The organism is Marinobacter sp. KMM 10035 (assembly GCF_046537445.1).
Taxonomy (GTDB): Bacteria; Pseudomonadota; Gammaproteobacteria; order Pseudomonadales; family Oleiphilaceae; genus Marinobacter; species Marinobacter sediminicola.
Genome location: NZ_JBBVMG010000004.1, coordinates 35,649 through 50,647 on the forward strand (window position 1 = coordinate 35,649; position 14,999 = coordinate 50,647).

The window sequence follows — 14,999 nt, forward strand, 5'->3', positions numbered from 1 at the left end:
CTGCTTTATAGACCATCACGCCCGTGGGGAGCGGAGAAGTCCAGCTGCGGTCCCACCGGCACAACCTGTGTTGGGTTGATAGTGCGCTGGCTAACATAGTAGTGCTGCTTGATCTGGTGAATATCCACAGTATCGGCCACACCCGGCACCTGATACAGCTCCCTCAGATAACCTGAAAGTGCCGGGAAATCGCTGATACGCTGGCGATTGCATTTGAAGTGGCTGTAATAAACCGCATCAAACCGAACCAGCGTTGTGAACAACCGCCAATCCGCTTCAGTGATGGTGCTCCCCGTCAGATACCGCTGCTTCGACAGCTTGGCTTCCAGCCAGTCCAACGACTCGAACAACTCGGCATAGGCCTTTTCATACTCATCTTGAGCCGTGGCAAACCCTGCCTTGTAAACACCGTTGTTAACCGTGTTGTAAACCCGCTCATTCACTGCATCAATATCTGCCTGCAACGCTTCCGGGTAAAAATCCAGATTGGTGTTTACACTCTCAAGGCCATCAAACGCCGAGTTGAACATGCGAATAATCTCCGCCGACTCGTTGCTGGCGATGGTGTTCTGGTGCTTGTCCCACAATGTAGGGACCGTCACTCGCCCGGTGTAATCAGGCGCAGCTTTGGTATACACCTGATGCATAAAACTGAAATTATGCAGATCATCTTTATGGGCGCTGTCATCCGGCCGGAATTCCCAACCATTCTCAACCATATCCGGATGCACTACCGACACGGAGATATGCTTCTCGAGACCTTTCAACTTCCGGAAAATCAACGTGCGATGGGCCCAGGGGCACGCCAGAGACACATACAAATGATAGCGCCCGGACTCCGCCTTGAAACCTCCTTCACCCGCAGGCCCGGCGGAACCATCCGTGGTTACCCAGTTGCGAAACCGCGCCGCTTCACGCTCGAATTTGCCACCGGTTTTGCTGGTGTCGTACCACTTGTCCTGCCATTTTCCGTTAACAAGAAGACCCATAACGAATACCTCTCAAAAGTTCTGAATTAACGTGCCAACCTCAATGAGGGCCAGCACCAGATACTGGCCCGACAGACGCGAACGCCATATGTAAAGAAGGATAGCGGCCATACTGCTACACTCTCAAGCAACCAATTCTGGCCAACAACTTCAGATAATTCGAACATGCACACAGCCATCACCATAGACGCTCTGCGAGTCCTCGACGCCATCAACCGCAAAGGCAGCTTCGCCGGCGCTGCCGGCGAGCTTTTCCGGGTGCCATCGGCGATCAGCTACACCGTGCAAAAACTCGAGGAAGACCTGAACGTAGCCTTATTCGACAGAAGTGGTCACCGCGCCGTGCTCACGCCCGCAGGTATTTACCTACTCGAAGAAGGTCGCATTTTGCTTGATGCCGCCGAGAATCTTGCCCATTCAACCCGGCAGGTTGCGCAAGGCTGGGAAACCAGGCTGCGGATTGGCTTTAACTCTCTGCTGCCTGCGGAATGTCTGTTTCCGGCCATCAAAGACTTCAGCGCCTTGGGCGTGCCGGTCGATGTCCAGATTGTCGAAGAAGTGTTTGCCGGCACCTGGGATGCACTCCAAAGCCGCAGGGTGGACCTTATTGTGGGAGCTGACGACATCAGCAAACCCGCCGGAAACTTTACGTGCCATAACCTTGGCGTAATGGATTTCATTTTTGTCGTTTCACCTGACCATCCTCTGGCGAGCTCAGAAGAACCCCTGAGCGAAGAAGACATCTTCCGCTTTCCAGCTGCCGTTGCCGCCGACTCGTCCCGATCCTTACCTGCTGGGCACGCAGGCATTTTCCACCGCCAACGCACTTTGACCGGCACCACCATGGCTCACAAAATTGCGTTACAAAAGGCGGGCCTTGGCGTGGGCTGGCTACCTCGCTCACGGGTAAAAGATCTTGTTGCTGCCGGCCAACTCATTGAAAAGCAGGTGAGCGAACCAAGACAGCCCGTGTCACTCCAGGCAGCCAGACACGCCGATGACAAAGGTAAGGCCCTGATGTGGTTTTGGAATAGACTGCTCGACGACCCGGCAATAGCACGCTGGCTAAAAGTTTAAGCGCCCCCGACAAGGCGCGGAGCATAATGACTCCGCAACAGAGCTCTTGCAGGCAAATGAGTCAACGGCACCAACAGTCTGTTCATTTATACTGGGGCAAATGTTATTAACGAACGGAGCTCATTGATGCGGCAGCTATCGGAACTGGACGCCTCCTTCCTGTATCTGGAATCAGATAATGCACCGATGCACATCGGCAGTATTTACCTATTTGATGCCAGCGAGCGGGAAACACCTCTGGCGTTCAGTACCTTTATTGCCTATTTGCGAAGCCGCCTTCACGTTGTCCCTGTATTCCGCCAACTGCTGAAAGAAATTCCTCTACGCATGGGCCGGCCCTACTGGATTGATGATCCTGATTTCAGCATTGAGCGGCATCTGGCGTATGTCAGCCTCGGCGAAAACAGCAGGGAATCACACCTGATGACCCTTGCATCCAAAATTCTGGAAGATCCGCTGAAGCGTGACCGCCCACTCTGGCATATTACCTTCGTGGACGGCTTCCGGCTGGGCGATGAGAATGAGGGCAAGGCAGGCTTCGCCCTCATTGTAAAACTGCACCATGCGGCTATCGATGCGTTCAGCGGCGCTGAAATCATGGGCAAGCTGCTGGAATACACGCCTGAGCCGCAACCCATCCGCGCGCCACGCCCCTGGCAACCGCGCCCGAAACCGTCAGAGGAGCGCGTCGTTCTACAGGCGGGGGTAAACATGCTGCGAACACCCTGGCGCGTGACCTCTCTGGCCGTTGGCGCGGCAGAGGCAACGGTGCGCGGGCTGGTTCAAAAGCAACTGCGGAAAATACCACTGCCATTCCCGATATTTTCAGCTCCGCACAGCCCATTCAACCGCCATATTACAGCCAATCGTCAATTAATCTCTGCAAAAGTCGATTTGTCGCGACTGAAAGCAATCAAAGCATCTCTGGTGGATGTAACGCTCAACGATGTGGTGCTGGGGCTATGTGCAGAAACACTGCGGCGATATTTGAATGATCAGGGTGCGAGCACTATCGAATCGTTAATTGCCATGACGCCCATCTCCGTGCGCTCACGCACGTTGAACAAAGCCACCGGCAGCCAGATGTCTGCCATGCTTCTGGACCTGGCAACCAATGAACGTAACCCGGCCCAGCGTATTCGTCGAATTCACTGGAACGCTGTCGCCTCCGAGCCATACCGTGAGGCCATAGCCGCAGATCGGCTAACTGAATTGCTGCCCTCAACGATGCTTGCGCTATCAGCACGGCTGTATTCGGAGCTGCAGATTGCGCAACGCTACCAACCGGTATTCAACCTACCCATTACCAACGTGCCCGGCCCACAGGTCCCTCTTTACTTACAGGGCGCCAGGCTGGTGCAACAGTACAATGCCGCCCCGCTGTTCGACAGTCTGGGCCTGGGCATTGTGGCTGTAAGCTATCAGGGCAGCCTCACCCTTAACTTCACCATCTGCCCGGATGTCGTCGCTCATGGAGATTCACTCCAACGCTATGTCTGCGACAGCCTTGTCGCCATCGAAGATGCTGCCATCGAGCTCCCGCCCGAGGAAATGCACACCCCGCTTGAAGAAACCCGGAGCCAGAGCCTGGCAGACGATGCCATGAACCTGCTTGAAGCCGCACTACAGAAACTGACGGCGCGCTTCAAGCGATAACGAGCCTTATGAACGCAGTGCGTTTACTCGAATGCCCAGCGCAGAAACGCCTTTTTGTCTTCGTCGCTCGCGGTTTCCCAGACGGATTTGAGACGACTCAGCGCATCCACGCCATCATTAGTTGCGGTGGCACTATCAGCGGATAAAGGTGTCCGCTCTGACCCTGCAGTGTCGGCCGGCAACCAATTTGTAGAGTGCGCAAGGGCCAGACCATCACCTCCCACAACAGCTGCGGAAAATTCAGGAATCTCTTCCTCGGCCAGTTTGCGGGATTCAGGCTTGGAGAACAGGAATCGGTAGGTAGCCTTGGGATTCGCGTCAAAGCGCACGACTTGCGGCTTACTCTCAATCACATGAACCTTTGACTCACCGTTTTCCACAACCCCGGATTTGGCCCAAATGGTTTTGTAGGTGAACACTACCTCGTTTTCACCCGGTAGAAGCGCATAATCCAACGCCAGGTCATCCATCAAATAGTTCTTCATTTTGCGGCCGTTAACCTGGCTCACATGAATAGCACCCGGTGCTTTCAATACTGCCGCGTTTTCGGCACCTGCCGGGTCACCCTCCCACGTCTCGAGCTTGGTTATTGCCGTTGAGCAGCCTGCCAGAGTTGTCAGCAACACCGCCGCAAGCGCCAACCGGCACGCCTGCCACCAACGGCTTAAATGGCTCATCTCCAGCCTTGCAACACGTAAAATGTACACCCTACTCATGTTATCTCCTTAAGGGTAAGGGGAAGCCCGGTGCGAGAATGCAGCCAGCTATTGCGCATTTTGAACACCGAAACCACTGAGGGCAACCGAATGAGCAAAAATGCGCTAAAGTCCGACCCGCCGTGGCAACATCTGTTTAATTGTTAATAATTGTTGAATTTGCCGGAAATTGGTTTAATTTTAAACAGGACCTTATCAATCACACTGCGCCCGACATACAAAATCAGAAGTCAGGCACCGGAGCCGGCCATGAACACCCAGGTCAGATCAGGAGAAGACAGACACATTCCCTTTCGTAGCAGTCGGTATTTTTGCGTCGGGAACAAATGGTATTTCACGACCAGAGAGGGCTTTGACAGCGGCCCCTTCGCATCAAGGGAGCGCGCTGAAATCGGGTTAAAGCGCTTCCTTCATGTCGTGAGGTTGCTCCCGGAAGAGATGCAGGTGCACTAAGGCCAGTCACACGCCGGCGCACCCATGCATACCGCAATTGCGTTTTCGGGAGACTTAAAGGATGAACGGCATCAGCCAAGTGTCAATCGCGAGTAGGCAAAGCAGTGCCATGGCGGCTGCGACGACGTCATCTACCATGATCCCCAGCCCGCCTGGCAATCGCTCATCCAGCCAGCTGATAGGCCATGGCTTCAGCACATCGAACAGCCTGAATACCAGAAACGCCAACAATACGCCGTAAATATTCTCTGGAAACAAGCCAAGGGCAATCCACATCCCCACAAACTCGTCCCACACGATACCGCCGTGGTCGTGCACTTTTAAATCGGCCGCGGTTTTTCCGCATAGCCAAATGCCCACCACGAAGGCCAATGCAACAACCAGCCAGTAAGCAGCAGGCGGCAACCAGGCAAAGCAGTACCACAGTGGAATAGCAGCCAGGCTCCCCCAAGTTCCCGGGGCCCGTGGCGCTGCGCCGCTACCAAAGCCGAAGGCTAACAGGTGCACGGGGTTTTTCAGAAATCCCGGCGGCAAAATGGCCTGTGGCAAATCCGGCTCTGGCCACTGATCTTCCTGGGTCATTTTTTTCTCCTGAAATGGTCAAAACCTGTCACCTCTGAGCCCGACACTACAGCAGTACCATCGAGGCGCAAACCAGAAGCAGGCTCAATCACACCGATAACGGTGAGTTGTTGCTTTAACGATTTGGGCACACTTGCCCAACTTGCTTCCGGAATGGTTGCGCACAGCTCGTAATCATCGCCAGAGTTCAGCGCATAACCCGTGGCTGAATCACCTTTCAAGCGAGCGAGTGCCTGCGATACCGGCACTTGGGTTTGGTCAATATTCGCGCCGACATTAGACGCTTCAAGAATATGATTAAGATCTGCCAGCAATCCGTCGGATACATCAATCGCCGCCGTCGCGAGGCCCCTCAAAGCCATGCCCAATTTCAGCCTCGGCTGCGGATAGTGATAGCGCTCCAATACCGACTGCTCGTCTTCTGAGGGACTGCGGGCATCAAGATAATCCAAGGCCGCCCCTGCATCACCCAAGGTGCCAGACACCACAATCAGATCGCCAGCACATGCTCCGGAGCGTCTGATGGCTCGCCCCTGCCCCACCAATCCATGCACCTGCAGGCTTAATGTAAGAGGGCCGCGAGTTGTATCGCCTCCGGCAAGCACCAGGCCAAAGGATTCCGCCGCACGACCCAGCCCACGGGCGAAATCCCGCAACCAGGCCTCTTCGGCTTCAGGGAGCGTCATCGCAAGGGTAAAACAGACAGGCTCGGCACCCATGGCCGCCAGATCACTCGCAGCCACTGCAAGAGCTCTCCAGCCAAGGTAGTCTGGGCGATACCCAGCGGGAAAGTGCACACCCTCAACCAGGGTGTCGATAGAAAAAACCAGATCAGAACCGGGGGGAATGCTTTGAATTGCACAGTCGTCGCCCGGTCCCAGCACAACAGAGCGGGAACCGTGCAGACGCGCCAACGGCATGAAATACTGCCGGATCAGCTCAAATTCACCCATCGGTTAGCGTGAGCGAGTCTCGGCAAGACGTAAACGACGGCCTAACTTATCGAGCACACTGTTAACAAACTTGTGCCCTTCTGTACCCCCGAATCGCTTTGCCAATTCGATGCCCTCATTGATAACAACTTTATACGGCACATCAACCCGGTGGCGCAGTTCGTATGCACCTACGCGCACGATGGCAAGCTCCACAGGATCCACCTCAAGTAGCGGGCGATCAAGAAAGGGCTCAATCAGCTTGTCCAACTCGGCCTGTTCACGGTGAACGCCTCGCAGAACATCACGGAAATACAAGGAATCAACCTTGGTCATGTCGTTGTCGACCATGAACTCAGCTTCGATATCCGAAATCGGACTCTTGGTAAAGTGGCGCTGGTAAAGCCCCTGCATTGCCAGAATCCGGGCACGGCGGCGATCGCCAGCTTTTGGCTGGCCTGCCGGCGCCGGTCCGGGTGTTGTACCTTCAGTGTCACTCATTACTCACCCAGCTTGTTAAACAGGCTAACCATTTCCAACGCTGTAATTGCAGCCTCGGCGCCTTTGTTGCCGGCCTTGGTGCCGGAGCGCTCAATGGCCTGCTCGATTGAATCAACGGTCAGTACACCAAAGGTTACTGGTACGTCGGTTTCCAGGCTTACTGCACCGATACCACTGGACGCTTCGCCAGCAACATACTCAAAGTGCGGGGTGCCGCCACGAATAACGGCGCCCAAGGCAATAATGGCGCTATAGCCACCGGTTTCTGCAACACGCTTTACAGCCAGGGGCATTTCGTAGGCTCCGGGCACGCGCACAACGGTTATATCGCTGTCGGGAATACCGTGGCGGCGCAAGGTGTCGATAGCACCCTCTACCAGGCTTTCCACAACGAAACTGTTAAAACGGCCAACCACCAGCGCATAGCGCCCGGTGCACTGGGTAAAATCACCTTCAATTACTTTGATATCCGCCATCGGTGGCTCCTTCACAGGCTCCAGCAAAGTGCTGCAGCCAGGTTAATCAGTCTGGGGTGTAGGGTATGTACTCAACCACTTCCAGATCAAATCCGGATATGGCCGAGTATTTTACGGGCGGGCTAAGCAAACGCATCTTGCTTACGCCAAGATCCCGCAGAATCTGGGAGCCGGTGCCCACGGTAAAATACACACCGGAGCTGCCTTTGCCAGAGGGGCCGTGCCCATGGTCAAAAAATTCCTGAATACGGTCTTCCAGGTTGTAGCTGTCCTCCGCACTATTGAGCAGAACCACAACACCGCTGCCTTCAGCGGCCACTTTTTCAAGCGCATGATGCAGCGGCCAGCTTCGGGAATCCTTGCGGCGAGCGCCCAGCAAGTCCCGCAAGGTATCGGTAATATGAACGCGCACGTGCACAGGCTCATCCGCCGGAATCTCACCGTAAACCATAGCCAAATGCGTAGAGCCCTGAATAATATCGCGGTAAGTGCGCAGTTTGAACACACCGTATTCCGTATCGAGCTGATTCTCTTCAACACACTCAACGGTGCGTTCGTGGGTGGTGCGGTAGTGAATCAGGTCGGCGATGGTGCCAATCTTCAGATTGTGCTCATCAGCAAATAGCTCCAGGTCCTCCCTGCGTGCCATGGAGCCATCATCATTCATGATTTCACAAATAACACCCGCCGGCTCACTTCCCGCAAGGGCGGCCAGATCACAGGAGGCTTCGGTATGGCCGGCACGGCTAAGCACGCCGCCCGGATCAGACATCAGCGGGAAAATATGCCCCGGCTGAACCAGATCCGACGCTTTTGCATTGCGAGCAACAGCAGCCTGCACCGTGCGTGCGCGATCCGCCGCTGAAATACCCGTGGTTACACCGGTAGCCGCTTCAATAGACAAGGTAAACTTGGTGCCGAAGCCCGACGCGTTCTGCTGAACCATCAACGGCAAGCCCAACTGTTCACAACGGTCCCGTGTCATAGGCATGCAGATGAGACCGCGACCAAAGCGGGCCATGAAGTTAATGTCTTCGGCGGTACAGTGTTCTGCCGCCATCACCAGATCGCCTTCGTTTTCCCGGTCTTCATCGTCCATCAGGATAACCATTTTGCCCTGACGGATGTCTTCTATGATTTCTTCAACGCTGTTCAGTGCCATACTATTTTGCACCCTTGCAATGCACCCGGTACCGCTTGTCAGAAGCAGCTCTAGTGCGCACTGTGAATTTAATCGCTTAACGGCGAACCAGGATCAAACGCTGGTCGTCTCCAATTTGTCGCCGATCTTGTACGGTCCATTCAATCTTGTCAGCCATCGTCTCCAGCGGAAGATGCGCCGTAGGCCGACCGTTGCTTCCTAAAAAAACTGGCGCCTGATATAGCCAGAGTTCATCTACCAATTGTTCATTGATAAATGTGCCTGCCAAGGTTGGTCCAGCTTCAACCAACAATTCATTAATGCCCATCTCCCCCAGCGAATCCAACAGCTCGGAGACATCAATGCCATTATCCTTCCATGAGACGCCCTTCAGGCGAATTCCCAGCGCCGCAAGATCCTGTGCTGGCGCAGTTGCCAGCGTGGACGATGCACAAAACACCTGAACCTTACCACCCCGCAAAATGGTCGCAGACGGCGGTGTTCTAGCATCCCTGTCTGCAATTACACGCAAGGGTTGCCGCGATGGCTCGGTGGCAGCGCCAATGTCCCCTAGCTCGTTGCGGCGAACCGTTAAAGACGGGTTGTCCGCAAGCACGGTACCAACACCGGTAAGTATCGCGTCGCTCTCGGCACGGAGCCGCTGAACATCACGACGGGATTCGCTGCCGGTGATCCACTGGCTCTCTCCGGATGCCATGGCCGTACGGCCATCGAGACTGGACGCCATTTTAAGCCGAACCCAGGGGCGGCCGGTATTCATGCGCTTCATGAAACCACGGTTCAGGCGCTCAGCTTCCTCAGCAAGCAACCCTACATGAACCCGGATGCCGGCTTCCCGGAGCATGTCGAGTCCCCTTCCGGAGACTGACGGATTCGGGTCTTGGGTGGCGGCAAAAACACGCGATATACCCGCATCAATTAGCGCTCGGGCACAGGGCGGTGTGCGACCAAAATGACTACAAGGCTCCAGCGTGACATAAGCCGTAGCACCACGGGCAGCCGTGCCTGCCTGGCTAAGCGCTCTGGTTTCTGCATGGGCTTCTCCGGCCCGCTCATGCCAGCTCTCGCCCAGAATCTTGTCGCCACGAGCTATTACACATCCAACCCGAGGGTTGGGGTGTGTGGAGTAGCGACCCCGCCACGCAAGTTGCACCGCTCGAGCCATCATGGACAGATCCCGAAGCTCAGTCATTTCTTTGAGTCCGGGGACTGTGTGTCCGCCAACACTTTTGCAACATCAACCGCCGTTTCGCCGTTAGTTGCCGAAAGCCGCTCAATTTCTTCTTTAAATTCGTTGATGTCCTGGAAGCTGCGATAGACAGAGGCAAACCTTACATAGGCCACCTTGTCGAGCTGGCGCAACTCTGTCATCACTTCCTCACCCAACTGCATCGACTTCACTTCACGCTCACCGGTCGCCCTCAGGCGATAACGGATGCGATTCAGCGCAGCATCAATTTGCTCGATGCTGACCGGGCGCTTTTCCAATGCTTTCATTATTCCGGAGCGGAGCTTCTCTTCATCGAAAGGCTGCCGAATGCCGTCCTGCTTAACCACCCGCGGCATGACCAACTCGGCGGATTCAAACGTGGTAAAGCGCTCATGGCAGGATAGACACTCTCTGCGGCGACGCACCTGATCACCCTCGGTCACAAGACGCGAGTCAATAACTTTGGTATCTGCTTCACCACAGAAAGGACAATGCATAACGGTACTCCGGAGAGGGAGCCGGGAGGTGCGATGAGTACGCACCCTGCCCGGCAGGTCTTACCAGACGCTTAGCTGTATACCGGGAAGCGCGCACACAGGGCTTCTACCTGTCCGCGAACACGGTTGCTGACGTCTTCGTCTTCCAGGTTATCAAGGATATCGCAAATCCATCCCGCCAGCTCACGGCATTCCGCCACACCAAAACCACGGGTAGTGATCGCAGGCGTACCCATGCGCAGGCCGGAGGTCACAAATGGCGACCGTGGATCGTTGGGAACGGCGTTCTTGTTCACGGTGATGTGTGCACGGCCCAGAGCCGCATCGGCATCTTTACCGGTGATGTCCTGTTTGATCAGGCTCACCAGAAACAAGTGGTTCATGGTGCCTCCCGAAACCACATCGTAGCCCCGATCAACAAACACGTTAGCCATAGCCGACGCATTCTTTACAACTTGCTTCTGATAGGTTTTGAACTCGTCGCTCATGGCTTCTTTGAAGCAAATTGCCTTGGCGGCAATCACGTGCATCAGCGGGCCACCCTGTCCGCCCGGGAACACAGCCGAGTTCAGCTTCTTGTGCAGAGCTTCATCGTCGCAAGCCAGAATCAGGCCGCCACGGGGGCCACGAAGGGTTTTGTGTGTTGTGGTGGTTACAACGTGGGCGTGGGGCATGGGGTCGGGATATACGCCCGCCGCAACCAGGCCGGCCACGTGAGCCATATCCACAAACAGGTATGCACCAACCTTGTCGGCAATGGCGCGGAAACGCGCAAAATCCAGTTCCTGGGAATAGGCGGAGAAGCCGGCAATGATCATTTTCGGCTTGTGCTCAACGGCCATCGCTTCCAGCTCGTCGTAATCGATCAAGCCAGTGTCTGTATCGATACCGTACTGCACCGCATTGTAGATCTTGCCGGAAAAGTTGACGCTGGCGCCGTGGGTAAGGTGGCCACCATGAGCAAGGCTCATACCCAGAACCGTATCACCCGGGTTAACCAAAGCCATGAAGACGGCGGAGTTGGCCTGGGAACCGGAGTGTGGCTGCACGTTGGCATAAGCGGCGCCGAACAGTTCTTTGGCACGATCAATCGCCAACTGCTCTGCAATATCAACAAACTCGCAACCACCGTAGTAGCGCTTGCCGGGATAACCCTCGGCATACTTGTTGGTCAGGTCACTACCCTGGGCTTCCATTACCCTTGGGCTAGTGTAGTTCTCTGATGCAATCAGCTCAATATGAGCCTCCTGACGCTTGCTTTCCGCCTGCATGGCGTTCCAGAGTTCGTCGTCGAAACCGGCGATCTTCATATCACGATTAAACATCGGTGCGCTGCCCCTGTGTGCTTGACTGGCCCGGAGGGTCTTGGGAATGCCTCCGGAATCCCTTAAAATTCGGGCCGCTATTCTAGCCCATTACCGGGTTGGAAATCATCCTTTATGCTGTGCGCAGATACCGTCATGCGGATATCGGCGGTTTTCCTGAAATTGCTATAGCCCCCTTGTTTCGATACCTTACAAACCCAACTATTTATTCCTGTTTGCAAGGTTCTACGAGGCTGTAGCGAAAAACAGCGAAAAGCGCCTCCGAAACCTGCCTCATCCTGTTTGAAAAGAGGGTAATGCCTTTATGGCTCAGTACGTATACAGCATGAACCGCGTGGGCAAGGTGGTTCCACCCAAACGCGAAATCCTCAAGGATATTTCCCTGAGCTTCTTCCCGGGAGCCAAAATTGGCGTACTCGGCCTGAACGGTTCTGGTAAATCCACCCTTCTACGCATCATGGCGGGTGTGGACCAGGATTACATCGGTGAAGCCCGCCCCCAGCCCGGCATCAAAGTGGGCTACCTGCCCCAGGAGCCGGAACTGGACGATACCAAAACCGTCAAAGAGATTGTCGACGAGGCAGTTTCTGAAGTTCATGACGCTCTGGCCGAACTGGACAAGGTTTATGCAGCCTATGCTGAGCCGGATGCAGATTTTGACGCACTGGCCAAAAAGCAGGGCCAACTGGAAGCACTGATTCAGGCCACCGACGGCCATGACATCGAACGCAAAATGGAAGTTGCGGCAGACGCCCTGCGTCTACCCGCCTGGGACCAGCCGGTAAAGAACCTTTCGGGTGGTGAGCGCCGCCGTGTAGCCCTATGCCGCCTGCTCCTCTCCGGCCCGGACATGCTGCTGCTCGACGAGCCCACCAACCACCTGGACGCAGAGTCCGTAGCCTGGCTGGAGCGCTTCCTGCACGACTATGAAGGCACTGTGGTTGCCATCACACACGACCGCTACTTCCTCGACAACGTCGCCGGCTGGATTCTGGAACTCGATCGGGGCCAGGGCATTCCGTTTGAAGGCAACTACAGTCAGTGGCTGGAGAACAAGCAACAGCGTTTGAGCACCGAAGCCAAACAAGAAGCCTCGCACCAGAAAGCCATGAAGCAGGAATTGGAGTGGGTGCGCAGCAATGCCAAAGGCCGCCAATCCAAGAGCAAGGCCCGTCTTGCCCGCTTTGAAGAGATGAGCTCCCAGGAGTTCCAGAAGCGCAACGAGACCAACGAGATCTATATCCCGCCCGGACCCCGCTTGGGTGACAAGGTCATCGAAGTGGAAGGCATCAGCAAAGCGTTTGGCGACCGCCTGCTTTATGAAGATGTGTCCTTCACTGTGCCACCTGGCGCTATCGTCGGGATCATCGGTGGCAACGGTGCGGGTAAATCCACACTGTTCCGCATGATCGCCGGTCAGGACGAGCCTACTTCGGGCACCATTACGGTGGGCGAGACGGTCAACCTGGCCTATGTGGACCAGAGCCGTGACTTGGACGGTTCCAAAACCGTGTGGGAACTGCTCAGTGATGGCCAGGACATCATCAAAGTCGGCAACTATGAAACCCCTTCACGTGCTTACGCCGGCCGCTTTAACTTCAAGGGCTCGGATCAGCAAAAGCGTGTAGGCGACTTGTCGGGTGGTGAACGTAACCGCCTGCACCTGGCCAAGCTGCTGAAAGAAGGCGGCAACGTGTTGCTGCTGGACGAACCGACCAACGACCTGGACGTAGAAACCCTGCGCGCGCTGGAAGAGGCTCTCCTGAACTTCCCGGGTGCTGCCATGGTTATCTCGCACGACCGCTGGTTCCTTGACCGCGTAGCCACGCACATTCTGGCGTTTGAGGATGACGGTGAGGTGGTGTACTTCGAGGGTAACTTCGCGGAATACGACGAAGACCACAAAAAGCGCAAAGGGGACTCCGCCATGGTGCCCCAGCGCATGAAGTACAAGAAGCTGGCCTGATGGCAAAAGCCAAAACCGCTTACGTCTGCACCGAGTGCGGTGCAGACTATTCCAAATGGCAGGGCCAGTGTACGGCCTGCCAAACCTGGAACACCGTCAGCGAAGTGCGCGGCATCAGTAGCAATACCAAAGGCGCCCGCGGTGTGCGCTTTGAAGGTTTCGCCGGCAGCTTGTCGACAGTCCAAAGCCTGAACGACGTAAGCCTCTCCGAGCAGGAGCGTATCAGCACCGGCATGCAGGAGTTCGACCGGGTTTTAGGCGGCGGGCTGGTGGAAGGCTCTGCCGTATTGATGGGCGGCCACCCGGGCGCAGGCAAGAGTACCCTGTTGCTTCAAGCTGTTTGCCATTTGGCTGCCAGTGTTCCTGCGATTTATGTCACTGGCGAGGAATCCCTGCAGCAGGTTGCCATGCGGGCAAGACGCCTCGGTTTGCCTACCAGTGACCTGAAAATGCTCTCCGAGACCAGTGTCGAACGGATCATCCAGGTAGCAGAGGCGGAAAAGCCACGAATTTTGGTTATAGACAGTATTCAGGTTATGCATGTGGCGGACACTGAATCCGCACCCGGCTCGGTTTCACAAGTGCGTGAGAGCGCAGCGTATCTGACCCGCTTTGCCAAACAAACAGGCACAATTTTGTTCCTCGTTGGCCATGTCACCAAGGACGGCAGCCTTGCTGGGCCCAAGGTGCTGGAGCACATGATTGACTGCTCCATTTTACTGGAAGGCTCAAGCGACAGCCGTTACCGCACGCTACGAGGCATCAAGAACCGCTTTGGCGCGGTGAACGAGCTGGGGGTCTTTGCGATGCTGGAGCAGGGTCTGAAGGAAGTTAAAAACCCAAGCGCAATTTTCCTGAACCGTGGTGAAGATGCAGCCCCCGGCAGTGTGGTTATGGTGGTTTGGGAAGGCACTCGGCCGATGCTGGTGGAGATTCAGGCGCTGGTGGACATGGCTCAGGGTGGATACCCGAGGCGTGTGGCGGTGGGTCTGGACCAGAATCGTTTGGCCATGCTTTTGGCGGTGCTGCACCGGCATGGCGGTTTGCATGTGTCGGATCAGGATGTGTTTGTAAACGTGGTGGGCGGCGTGAAGGTTAACGAGACCAGTGCGGATTTGGCATTGCTGGCTGCTGTTGTCTCTTCGTTTCGGGATCGGGCTTTGCCTCAGGATCTGGTGATTTTTGGGGAAGTCGGGTTGTCGGGGGAGATTCGGCCGGTGCCCAGTGGTCAGGAGCGGATTAATGAGGCCGCAAAGCATGGGTTTACCCGGGCTTTGGTGCCGAAGGCCAATGCGCCCCGCAAGGCTATTGCGGGTATGAAGGTGATTCCGGTGACCAAGCTTAGTGAGGCTATTACGGCATTAGAGGAACTTTGACCTTGACGCTCGGAGTTTACGGCAGGGTTAGACTTTTTTGGACGGTAAAGCCTAACCCCGCCTGCAGACGCAGATGCAAAA

15 protein-coding genes are annotated in these 14,999 nt (G+C 55.6%); 5 read left to right on the forward strand and 10 right to left on the reverse strand.

The annotated features are described in order from the left end of the window. Nucleotides 1-5 precede the first annotated feature (5 nt). The gene (locus AADB16_RS17130) at nucleotides 6-989 is read right to left on the reverse strand and encodes a glutathione S-transferase family protein (protein ID WP_410805044.1); all 984 of its coding nucleotides are present in this window, start codon (nucleotides 987-989) and stop codon (nucleotides 6-8) included. A gap of 165 nt (nucleotides 990-1,154) precedes the next feature. Here AADB16_RS17130 and AADB16_RS17135 point away from each other — a divergent pair, with 165 nt between their 5' ends. Beyond that, complete coding sequence (locus AADB16_RS17135) at nucleotides 1,155-2,066, forward strand: LysR substrate-binding domain-containing protein (protein WP_410805046.1); 912 nt, start codon at nucleotides 1,155-1,157, stop codon at nucleotides 2,064-2,066. A gap of 126 nt (nucleotides 2,067-2,192) precedes the next feature. After that, a complete protein-coding gene (locus tag AADB16_RS17140; protein ID WP_410805048.1) occupies nucleotides 2,193-3,722 on the forward strand; it encodes a WS/DGAT/MGAT family O-acyltransferase in 1,530 nt (509 codons plus the stop codon). Between the two features lie 23 nt (nucleotides 3,723-3,745). Here AADB16_RS17140 and AADB16_RS17145 read toward each other — a convergent pair whose 3' ends face one another. Further along, a complete protein-coding gene (locus AADB16_RS17145) occupies nucleotides 3,746-4,438 on the reverse strand; it encodes a DUF2057 family protein (protein ID WP_410805050.1) in 693 nt (230 codons plus the stop codon). A gap of 249 nt (nucleotides 4,439-4,687) precedes the next feature. On the opposite strand from AADB16_RS17145, the gene AADB16_RS17150 reads away from it, so the two are divergent. Beyond that, nucleotides 4,688-4,891 carry a DUF6316 family protein gene (locus tag AADB16_RS17150; protein WP_298453591.1) on the forward strand — a complete coding sequence of 68 codons (204 nt, stop codon included), beginning with the start codon at nucleotides 4,688-4,690 and terminating at the stop codon, nucleotides 4,889-4,891. Nucleotides 4,892-4,945: 54 nt separating this feature from the next. On the opposite strand, the gene AADB16_RS17155 is transcribed toward AADB16_RS17150, so the two are convergent. The 8 genes from AADB16_RS17155 to glyA form a co-directional block, all read right to left on the reverse strand. Then, nucleotides 4,946-5,473 carry a phosphatidylglycerophosphatase A gene (locus AADB16_RS17155; RefSeq protein WP_309045755.1) on the reverse strand — a complete coding sequence of 176 codons (528 nt, stop codon included), beginning with the start codon at nucleotides 5,471-5,473 and terminating at the stop codon, nucleotides 4,946-4,948. Beyond that, a complete protein-coding gene (thiL, locus tag AADB16_RS17160; RefSeq protein WP_410805053.1) occupies nucleotides 5,470-6,426 on the reverse strand; it encodes a thiamine-phosphate kinase in 957 nt (318 codons plus the stop codon). Before thiL ends, AADB16_RS17155 begins: the two co-directional genes overlap by 4 nt. A gap of 3 nt (nucleotides 6,427-6,429) precedes the next feature. Further along, entirely contained in the window at nucleotides 6,430-6,906 is a 477-nt protein-coding gene (nusB, locus tag AADB16_RS17165) for a transcription antitermination factor NusB (protein ID WP_298453598.1), read from the reverse strand. Beyond that, complete coding sequence (gene ribE / locus AADB16_RS17170) at nucleotides 6,906-7,382, reverse strand: 6,7-dimethyl-8-ribityllumazine synthase (RefSeq protein ID WP_309045758.1); 477 nt, start codon at nucleotides 7,380-7,382, stop codon at nucleotides 6,906-6,908. Before ribE ends, nusB begins: the two co-directional genes overlap by 1 nt. A gap of 46 nt (nucleotides 7,383-7,428) precedes the next feature. Further along, on the reverse strand, nucleotides 7,429-8,544 hold the full coding sequence (gene ribBA, locus AADB16_RS17175) for a bifunctional 3,4-dihydroxy-2-butanone-4-phosphate synthase/GTP cyclohydrolase II (protein WP_309045759.1): 1,116 nt from the start codon (nucleotides 8,542-8,544) through the stop codon (nucleotides 7,429-7,431). 76 nt (nucleotides 8,545-8,620) lie between these two features. Beyond that, the gene (gene ribD, locus AADB16_RS17180; RefSeq protein WP_309045760.1) at nucleotides 8,621-9,736 is read right to left on the reverse strand and encodes a bifunctional diaminohydroxyphosphoribosylaminopyrimidine deaminase/5-amino-6-(5-phosphoribosylamino)uracil reductase RibD; all 1,116 of its coding nucleotides are present in this window, start codon (nucleotides 9,734-9,736) and stop codon (nucleotides 8,621-8,623) included. Next, nucleotides 9,733-10,251, reverse strand: a complete 519-nt coding sequence (nrdR, locus tag AADB16_RS17185; protein WP_410805056.1) for a transcriptional regulator NrdR — start codon at nucleotides 10,249-10,251, stop codon at nucleotides 9,733-9,735. Before nrdR ends, ribD begins: the two co-directional genes overlap by 4 nt. A 71-nt stretch (nucleotides 10,252-10,322) precedes the next feature. Beyond that, the gene (glyA, locus tag AADB16_RS17190; protein ID WP_309045762.1) at nucleotides 10,323-11,576 is read right to left on the reverse strand and encodes a serine hydroxymethyltransferase; all 1,254 of its coding nucleotides are present in this window, start codon (nucleotides 11,574-11,576) and stop codon (nucleotides 10,323-10,325) included. 304 nt (nucleotides 11,577-11,880) lie between these two features. Between glyA and ettA the strand changes: the two genes are divergently transcribed. Together ettA and radA are read left to right on the forward strand one after the other, a co-directional pair. Next, a complete protein-coding gene (ettA, locus tag AADB16_RS17195; RefSeq protein ID WP_410805059.1) occupies nucleotides 11,881-13,542 on the forward strand; it encodes an energy-dependent translational throttle protein EttA in 1,662 nt (553 codons plus the stop codon). Beyond that, entirely contained in the window at nucleotides 13,542-14,918 is a 1,377-nt protein-coding gene (radA, locus tag AADB16_RS17200) for a DNA repair protein RadA (RefSeq protein ID WP_410805061.1), read from the forward strand. The genes ettA and radA overlap by 1 nt, the downstream gene beginning before the upstream one ends. Nucleotides 14,919-14,999: the final 81 nt, after the last annotated feature.

Coding starts and splice junctions, on each gene's coding strand:
- AADB16_RS17130 (WP_410805044.1), bottom strand. CDS start 989: ATGGGTCTTCTTGTTAACGGAAAATGGCAGGACAAGTGGTACGACACC.
- AADB16_RS17135 (WP_410805046.1), top strand. CDS start 1,155: ATGCACACAGCCATCACCATAGACGCTCTGCGAGTCCTCGACGCCATC.
- AADB16_RS17140 (WP_410805048.1), top strand. CDS start 2,193: ATGCGGCAGCTATCGGAACTGGACGCCTCCTTCCTGTATCTGGAATCA.
- AADB16_RS17145 (WP_410805050.1), bottom strand. CDS start 4,438: ATGAGTAGGGTGTACATTTTACGTGTTGCAAGGCTGGAGATGAGCCAT.
- AADB16_RS17150 (WP_298453591.1), top strand. CDS start 4,688: ATGAACACCCAGGTCAGATCAGGAGAAGACAGACACATTCCCTTTCGT.
- AADB16_RS17155 (WP_309045755.1), bottom strand. CDS start 5,473: ATGACCCAGGAAGATCAGTGGCCAGAGCCGGATTTGCCACAGGCCATT.
- thiL (WP_410805053.1), bottom strand. CDS start 6,426: ATGGGTGAATTTGAGCTGATCCGGCAGTATTTCATGCCGTTGGCGCGT.
- nusB (WP_298453598.1), bottom strand. CDS start 6,906: ATGAGTGACACTGAAGGTACAACACCCGGACCGGCGCCGGCAGGCCAG.
- ribE (WP_309045758.1), bottom strand. CDS start 7,382: ATGGCGGATATCAAAGTAATTGAAGGTGATTTTACCCAGTGCACCGGG.
- ribBA (WP_309045759.1), bottom strand. CDS start 8,544: ATGGCACTGAACAGCGTTGAAGAAATCATAGAAGACATCCGTCAGGGC.
- ribD (WP_309045760.1), bottom strand. CDS start 9,736: ATGACTGAGCTTCGGGATCTGTCCATGATGGCTCGAGCGGTGCAACTT.
- nrdR (WP_410805056.1), bottom strand. CDS start 10,251: ATGCATTGTCCTTTCTGTGGTGAAGCAGATACCAAAGTTATTGACTCG.
- glyA (WP_309045762.1), bottom strand. CDS start 11,576: ATGTTTAATCGTGATATGAAGATCGCCGGTTTCGACGACGAACTCTGG.
- ettA (WP_410805059.1), top strand. CDS start 11,881: ATGGCTCAGTACGTATACAGCATGAACCGCGTGGGCAAGGTGGTTCCA.
- radA (WP_410805061.1), top strand. CDS start 13,542: ATGGCAAAAGCCAAAACCGCTTACGTCTGCACCGAGTGCGGTGCAGAC.